The 7666-nt window shown below is 59.9% G+C and carries 6 protein-coding genes and 1 tRNA gene; 5 read left to right on the forward strand and 2 right to left on the reverse strand.

Translation table 11 applies throughout. The annotated features are described in order from the left end of the window. The first annotated feature begins 81 nt into the window (after positions 1-81). The 5 genes from QDY28_RS21885 to QDY28_RS21905 all read left to right on the forward strand — a co-directional run bounded on the left by QDY28_RS21885 (position 82) and on the right by QDY28_RS21905 (position 6359). Positions 82-1356 carry an ABC transporter substrate-binding protein gene (locus tag QDY28_RS21885; protein ID WP_331383721.1) on the forward strand — a complete coding sequence of 425 codons (1275 nt, stop codon included), beginning with the start codon at positions 82-84 and terminating at the stop codon, positions 1354-1356. Between the two features lie 112 nt (positions 1357-1468). Further along, positions 1469-2329 (forward strand): carbohydrate ABC transporter permease, encoded by an 861-nt coding sequence (locus QDY28_RS21890; RefSeq protein ID WP_331383722.1) that lies wholly within the window; start codon positions 1469-1471, stop codon positions 2327-2329. Next, positions 2326-3162, forward strand: coding sequence for a carbohydrate ABC transporter permease (locus tag QDY28_RS21895; protein ID WP_331383723.1), 837 nt, complete (start codon positions 2326-2328; stop codon positions 3160-3162). The genes QDY28_RS21890 and QDY28_RS21895 overlap by 4 nt, the downstream gene beginning before the upstream one ends. A gap of 15 nt (positions 3163-3177) precedes the next feature. Next, complete coding sequence (locus QDY28_RS21900) at positions 3178-4266, forward strand: ABC transporter ATP-binding protein (RefSeq protein ID WP_331383724.1); 1089 nt, start codon at positions 3178-3180, stop codon at positions 4264-4266. 89 nt (positions 4267-4355) lie between these two features. Further along, positions 4356-6359, forward strand: a complete 2004-nt coding sequence (locus QDY28_RS21905) for an aldo/keto reductase (RefSeq protein ID WP_331383725.1) — start codon at positions 4356-4358, stop codon at positions 6357-6359. A gap of 145 nt (positions 6360-6504) precedes the next feature. Here the strand turns inward: QDY28_RS21905 and QDY28_RS21910 are convergent, their stop codons facing one another. Beyond that, the gene (locus QDY28_RS21910) at positions 6505-7038 is read right to left on the reverse strand and encodes a methylated-DNA--[protein]-cysteine S-methyltransferase (protein ID WP_331383726.1); all 534 of its coding nucleotides are present in this window, start codon (positions 7036-7038) and stop codon (positions 6505-6507) included. A gap of 393 nt (positions 7039-7431) precedes the next feature. Continuing rightward, a tRNA-Met gene (locus tag QDY28_RS21915) sits at positions 7432-7508 on the reverse strand. Between the last annotated feature and the right edge of the window lie 158 nt (positions 7509-7666).

The raw sequence follows: 7666 nt of genomic DNA on the forward strand, positions 1-7666 counted from the left end.
TTTTTTAGGAGACAGAAGCGCATTGGCAGCTAGTTTAAGCGTGTTCGCTAGAGGACGGCAATTGAAAAGGGAGGATTTTCAATGCGTTTAAAACTCGCGGGAGCGGCAGCACTTGCTGCCTTGCTTGCTTCCGGTTCTGCTTATGCGGAACAAACCACTATCACAATCTGGAGCTGGAACATCGCCGCGTCGGCGCTGAAATCCACAGTCGAGGGGTTCAATAAGAAATATCCTGACATCAAGGTCGATGTTCAGGACATTGGCAACCCGCAGGTCTTCGACAAGATGCTGGCCGCTTGCGCCGCCGGCGGCGACGGTCTGCCCGATGTCATGTCGATTGAAAATCACAAGGCATCGATCTTTTGGAACCGCTTTCCCGACTGCCTGACCGATCTGACGAAGCTCGGCTACACGGATGAGCTCAAGAAGCAGTTCCCGGACTTCAAGCGTGCCGAACTCGAAGTCGGCGATGCCGCCTACGCAATGCCCTGGGATTCCGGCCCGGTCACCATGTTCTACCGCCGCGATCTCTATGAAAAGGCGGGCGTTGATCCGGCAACGATCAAGACCTGGGACGATTTCATTGCCGCCGGCAAGAAGATCTCCGCCGCAAATCCGGGCGTGATCATGACGCAGGCCGATCTTAACGGCGACACCGAATGGTTCCGCATGCTCGCCAACGAACAGGGCTGCGGCTATTTCTCGTATGACAGCCAGAGCATCACCGTCAACCAACCGGCCTGCGTGAAGGCGCTGGACAAGGTGAAGGAGATCAAGGACGCGGGCCTGATGAGTGCGGCGAACTGGAACGAGAAAATTCAGGCGAACACTGCCGGCAAGGTGGCATCGCAGCTCTATGGCGGCTGGTATGAAGGCACCATTCGCTCCACCTCGCCGGATCTCGCCGGCAAATGGGGTGTCTATCCGATGCCGAGCATGACGGCTGACGGCCCGCATGCGGCCAATCTCGGCGGCTCTTCGCTCGCGATCGCCAGCGGCTCCAAGAACAAGGAAGCCGCCTGGAAATTCCTCGAGTACACGCTTGGCACCAATGAGGGCCAGATTACCATGCTGAAGTCCTTCGGGCTCGTGCCGTCGCTGCTGACGGCAGTTCAAGATCCCTTCGTCAATCAGCCGCAGCCCTATTGGGGTGGGCAAAAGGTCTGGGCCGACATCCTCGTCACCCTGCCGAAAATCCGCCCGAGCCCCGGCACCCAGTATTTCAGCGACGCCGATGAGATCATCAAGGCCGTCCAGACGAAATACCTCGCCGGCGGCTATCCAAACGGCAAGGCCGCGCTCGATGATGCGGCACAGCAGATCGCCTCGGCGACAGGTCTGCCGCTCGCGAAATGAGTGACACTGCCGGGCGCGCATCCCAAGCCGCGCTCGGCATCCCCGCCGCCCTGAGGGCGGCGGGGATGCGACGTCACGCGTCATTTCACTGCGCATAAAGGAGAAGGCTTTCATGCGGTTGCGAAACCGGAGCGCCTATGCGTTCCTTGCACCCTATCTTCTGGTGTTCGCCGCTTTCTGGGTCTGGCCGATCATCTATTCGTTCCTGATCTCGTTCCAGAACACCCGGGTTAATCCGTGGGTCTTTAACCTGTCGCTCAATTGGGGGCGCCTGTTCGGCGACCCGGCCTTCTACAACGCGCTTGAAAACACGCTGATCATCCTGATCGTCCAGGTACCCGTCATGATCACGCTCGCCACGATCATGGCGGTGCTGCTGAATTCGCCGCTGCTCAGGGCACGTGGCATTTTTCGCTTTGCTTTCTTCGCACCCGTCGTCGTTGGGGAGGTGGCTTATGCCGCTGTCTTCCGCCTGATGTTCAACGTCGATTTCGGCATCATCAACAAGCTGATCGGCGGCATCGGCTTCGCACCGGTATCGTGGTTCGCCGAATCGCATGCCGCAATGGTGCTCATCATCATCGCCGTTACCTGGCGCTGGGCGGGTTATAACGCCATCATCATCCTTTCCGGGCTGCAATCGATCCCCGAGGATGTTTACGAGGCCGCGACGCTTGACCGTGTGAACCGCTTCCAGCAGTTCATCCACATCACCCTGCCGCTGTTGAAGCCGATCATTCTGTTCTGCGTCGTCCTGTCCGTCATCGGCACCATGCAGCTCTTCACCGAACCATATCTGATCACCAACAGGGGCGGCCCCGGCGGCGGGACGGAGACGCTCGGTCTGCTGCTTTATCGCCAGGCCTTCCAATCGACCAACTTCGGCTATGCTTCCGCAATCGCCTACACAATGGCGGCGCTCGCCGTGGTCATCTCTCTTCTCAATCTCTGGGTGGGGCGCGAACCGAAATGAAATCGAAGTCCAAATCCAATCTGATGCGCTCGATCGCGCTGCACGGCCTGCTCGCACCGCTTGCCCTTATCTGGCTGTTTCCGCTCTGGATGATGTTCATCTTCTCGACCATGCCCGACTACGGCATCTTCAGCCCTGATATCGTCATGGTCCCATCGACGAGCTTCTTCGACAATGTTCGGAATCTGCAGGCCGACACCAACTTCCTCGGCGCGATGACGATCTCCATCGTCGTCGCCGTCATTTATACCTTCCTGTCGGTGCTCCTGACCTCGATGGCCGGATGGGCTCTGGCACGCTACCAGTTCGCCGGCCGTTCGGGCGTGATCGCCATCATCCTCGGCACGATCACGCTGCCCTACTCCGTCGTCGTCATCCCGCAATTCATCATGGTGGCGCGCGATTTCGGATTGGGCAACACATGGGTCGCGCTGATCGTACCACCGCTCTTCAATTCGCTCGGTGTGCTGTTCATGCGCCAGGCCTTCTCGATGATGCCGGGCGAGCTTTTCGATGCGGCTCGCGTCGAGGGCGTCAAGGAATGGCAGATCTTCCTGCGCATCGCCCTGCCGCTGGCAAGGCCGACCATGGCAGCGCTCGCTATCATCCTGTTCCTGGCCTCCTGGAACAACTATCTCTGGCCGCTGCTCATCAACTCCCGGCCGGGCATGATGACCGCGCCGGTGGCGCTCGGAACGTTGATCGGCCTTACCAGGGTATCCTGGGGCGGCATCATGGCGGGTGCCGTCATGCTGACGGCGCCGATCCTCATCGTCTTCGTTCTCCTGCAACGCCACTTCATCGCCGGTATCGCCGCCGGCGCAATCAAATAATTTCGGGAGACCCGTATGGCTGAACTGTCCCTTACCAATGTCGTCAAACGCTACGGTACTCTTGAAATCATCCACGGCGCCAATCTCGACGTGAAGGACGGCGAATTCGTCGTCTTCGTCGGGCCGTCCGGATGTGGCAAGTCCACGCTGCTGCGCATGATCGCCGGTCTCGAAGACATCACCGGCGGCGAGCTCAAGATCGGCGGCCGCGTCGTCAATGACATGGAGCCGGCCGATCGCGGCATCGCCATGGTCTTTCAATCCTATGCCCTCTATCCGCATCTGACAGTCGAGCAAAATCTCAATTTCGGCCTGCGCATGAACGGCAACCCGAAGGCCGACACCGAACGCCGCGTCAAGCAGGCGGCCGAGATCCTGCAGATCACCGAACTGATGCAGCGCCGGCCGAAGCAGCTTTCCGGCGGCCAGCGCCAGCGCGTCGCCATCGGCCGCGCCATCGTGCGCGAACCGCAGATCTTCCTGTTCGACGAGCCGCTCTCCAACCTCGACGCAGAACTGCGCGTGCAGATGCGCGTCGAAATCTCGCGCCTTCACAAGAAGCTCGGCACGACGATGATCTACGTGACGCATGACCAAACCGAGGCGATGACGCTGGCCGACAAGATTGTCGTGCTGCGCAGCGGCAATATCGAGCAGGTCGGCGCGCCGCTCGACCTCTACGACGATCCGGCCAATCAGTTCGTCGCCGGCTTCGTCGGATCGCCCAAGATGAATTTTCTGCCGGCAGAAATCGTTGGCAAGCAAAATGGCATCGCAACGGTGGCGCTGAAGAATCAGCGCGAAGTCCGTCTGTCGCTGCCGATCACCACGGCTGAGGTCGAAACCGGTCAGGTAGTGACCCTCGGTATACGGCCCGAACATTTTCTCGAGGCCGGACGCGGTGATATCGATGTAACGGTCGATGTCGACGTCGCCGAACATCTCGGCAATACCAGCTACATCTACGCCAACATCGCCGGCGGCGAGCAGATCGTCATCGAGCGGGAGGAATCCCGCAACACCAACAATCGCGACACGCTGACCGTCGCGCTCTCCGCAGCCAAGACATTCCTGTTCGACAGCGCCGGCAATCGATTGCGATAGGCGCCCTTTTCTCACCGCTCCCCCAGTTCCACCGCTCCCAAGTCCCGCCACTCCCAAGACAGCATGCAGATTTAGGAAAGGACCAATTCATGACTACCGAAACACCCATCCGCTGGGGCATCATCGGCCCCGGCCGGATCGCGCAGACTTTTGCCGAAGGCGTCGCTCATTCCCGTAGCGGCAAACTGGTGGCCATCGCCAGCCGCAATCCCGACAAGCCGGGTCTCGGTGATAATTTCCCCGGTGCGCGCATCGTCAGAGGTTATGAGGCTCTGCTGGCCGACAAGGAAATCGACGCCATCTATATCGCCACGCCCCATACCGGCCATGCCGAATGGGCAATCAAGGCGATCCGCGCCGGCAAGCATGTCCTCGTCGAAAAGCCGATCGCGCTGTCCGCCTATGATGCCGAGGCGATCTATTACGAAGCCAAGAAGGCTGGCGTTTTCGCCGGCGAAGCCTTCATGTACCGCGTGCATCCACAGACGGCGAAGCTGATCGAGTTGGTGAAAAGCGGCGTGATCGGCGAGATCCGCATCATCCGCTCCTCGTTCGGCTTCAACATGGGCACGGTCAAGCCGGAACACCGGCTGTTCGCCAATGACACGGCCGGCGGCGGCATCCTGGATGTCGGCGGCTATCCGGTCTCGATGGCGCGGCTGATTGCCGGTGCCGTCGAAGGCAAGCCGTTCCTCGACCCGGAAAAAGTCTCGGGTGTTGCCCATCTCGGCCAGACCGGCGTCGACGAATGGGCTTCGGCGGTGCTGAAATTCCCGAACAACATCATCGCCGAAGTGTCCTGCTCGATCATGGCAAATCAGGACAATACGCTGCGTATCATCGGCTCGGACGGCCGCCTGGAAGTCAAGGATTTCTGGTTCGCCTCCGGCCACAAGGGCGGCCTCGGCACGATCGAGCTCATCAAGGGCGCGGAAACGCAGGTCATCGAAGTCAAGGAAGACCGTTGGCTCTATTCCTTCGAAGTCGACGCCGCGGGTGACGCCATTCGTGCCGGCCAGACGGAATTCGCCTATCCAGGCATCAACTGGGCCGATTCGATCGGAAACCTGCGCGCTCTCGATCAGTGGCGCGCCACCGTTGGCCTTGAATATGAGGTCGAGAAGGCGACGCGGCGGACGACGAACATTGCCGGAACACCGGTCGCCATGGGCAACGGCATTCCGAAGCGCAGCATTCCGGGCATTGCCAAGCCGGCCTCGATCGTCACGCTTGGCTTCGAATTCTTTCCGAATTTCGCCGCCGCATCGCTGACACTCGACGCCTTCTACGAGGCCGGCGGCAATGCCTTCGACACGGCCTATGTCTATGGCGCCGGCAAAACGGAGAGCATTTTCGGCGACTGGCACAGCAGCCGCAAGGTTCCGCGCGAGGAGATCGTGCTGATCGGCAAGGGTGCGCATTCGCCGCTCTGCTATCCGGACATGATCGCCAAGCAGCTCGACCAATCGCTGAACCGGCTGAAGACCGACTATGTCGACATCTATTTCATGCATCGCGACAATCCGGCCATCCCGGTCGGCGAATTCGTCGATGCCATGGATGCCGAGGTCAAAGCCGGCCGCATTCGCGGCATCTTCGGCGGTTCCAACTGGACCCGCGCCCGCTTCGACGAAGCGATCGCCTATGCCGAAAAGAATGGCAAGGCGGGGCCGGCAGCTCTTTCCAACAATTTCTCGCTGGCGGAAATGCTCGATCCGATCTGGGCCGGCTGCATCGCCGCCTCCGATGAGGAATGGAAGGCCTGGCTGAATGCCAAGCAGATCCCAAACTTTGCGTGGTCCAGCCAGGGCCGCGGCTTCTTCACCGACCGCGCCGGCCGCGACAAGCGCAGCGACGAGGAGCTGGTCCGCGTCTGGTATTCCGAGCGCAATTTCGGCCGCCGCGACCGGGCGATCGAACTGGCACAGAAACTCGGCCGCAACCCGATCCACATCGCGCTCGCCTATGTCGTCGCCCAGCCTTTCCCGGTCATCCCGCTGATCGGCCCGCGCACGATCGCCGAGCTGGAAGACAGCCTGTCAGCGCTCGACATCAAGCTGACGCCGGAGCAGGTAAAGTGGCTCGAAGGTTGATGCACGGCGATGGCTGATTCGAGATCCCGGGTCAGCCGTTTTCACATTGCCGACGCTGAAAACAAAAACAGCCCGCTTGATTTCTCAAGCGGGCTGTTTGTCATTGTTGTCAGATCGGTCTCTTGTCAGCGCGGCCGTATAACCGTCATGCCGCAAAATTGAACGTCTTGGTTTCGGAGCCTTCAAAACCCAGAAGAAAGGTCTTTCGCTCCAGACCGCCAGCAAATCCCCTCAGGTCCCCGGCCGATCCGACAACCCGGGGGCATGGCGCTATGATGGAGATCGGATTCCGGCCATTGGCGGCGCCGACCGCACGTATTGCCTGGGGAGCCCCGATCTGTGCGGCAATCTCGGCATAGGAGCGTGTCTCCCCGAAGGGGATGGTAAGCAGCGCCTGCCACACCTTCTTTTGAAATTCGGTGCCGGAGAAACCGAGCGGCAGGTCGAAAACGCGTCGTTCGCCGGCAAAGTATTCCTGCAACTGCCGTTCCGTCTCTATGAGAACAGGATGATTCACATCCTCTGCGACAATATTCAGCCGGACCCGATTTGGCGGGTCGTTGTCCCAGAGAATCGCTGCCAAGCCCTCGTGACTGGCGACGAGCTTCAACTCGCCGACGGGTGAATTCACGATCCTGTAGACATAATCTTTCTGCCCGCTCCGCCCTGTCCTGGCCATATCGATATCCTCTCACTGAGTCCGGACCGACGAGACAGTCTTAGTCGCCTCCGTACGTCCGGTCGCGGCGAATCCGCTGCTTCGCTGGTATTGACACATATTTGCTGACATGCCGGCCATAGCCCACCCGAAAAGCGTTTCGATTGAGAGAAGGCACAATATTTTCACGCCGGCACGAGGCGTGGACAGCAAGCGCGGCATCAGACCCACAGGTTGACCGTAAGCATCTCGGGCGCCCGGTCAATCTTGGAGCTATGATGGGACTGCACTTGCTATGGCAGCGGCAGCCCATAACGAAAAAACCCGCAGAGGGGCCTTGTTTTGGTGTGAGCTAGTATGGCGAGCGAAGATGCAGTCTCCGCGCCAGCGATAACGCGCCGTGATGGGAAAGATTGGTTGCGGGGGCAGGATTTGAACCTGCGGCCTTCAGGTTATGAGCCTGACGAGCTACCGGGCTGCTCCACCCCGCGCCATCGACGCCAACCGCAAAGCGGTTTGTCGTCTTGTCCAGCGCAAATCCGGAGGATTTGTCGCGAGTAGCAAGTCGCTAAGCGGCTTGCGTTAACCACGTAAACCGCAGGGCGGTTTATCGTGTGTGATGTGGGCACCTTTCAGGATGCCGTGCGAT

It is taken from the genome of Rhizobium sp. BR 362, assembly GCF_036528765.1.
Classification (GTDB): Bacteria; Pseudomonadota; Alphaproteobacteria; order Rhizobiales; family Rhizobiaceae; genus Rhizobium.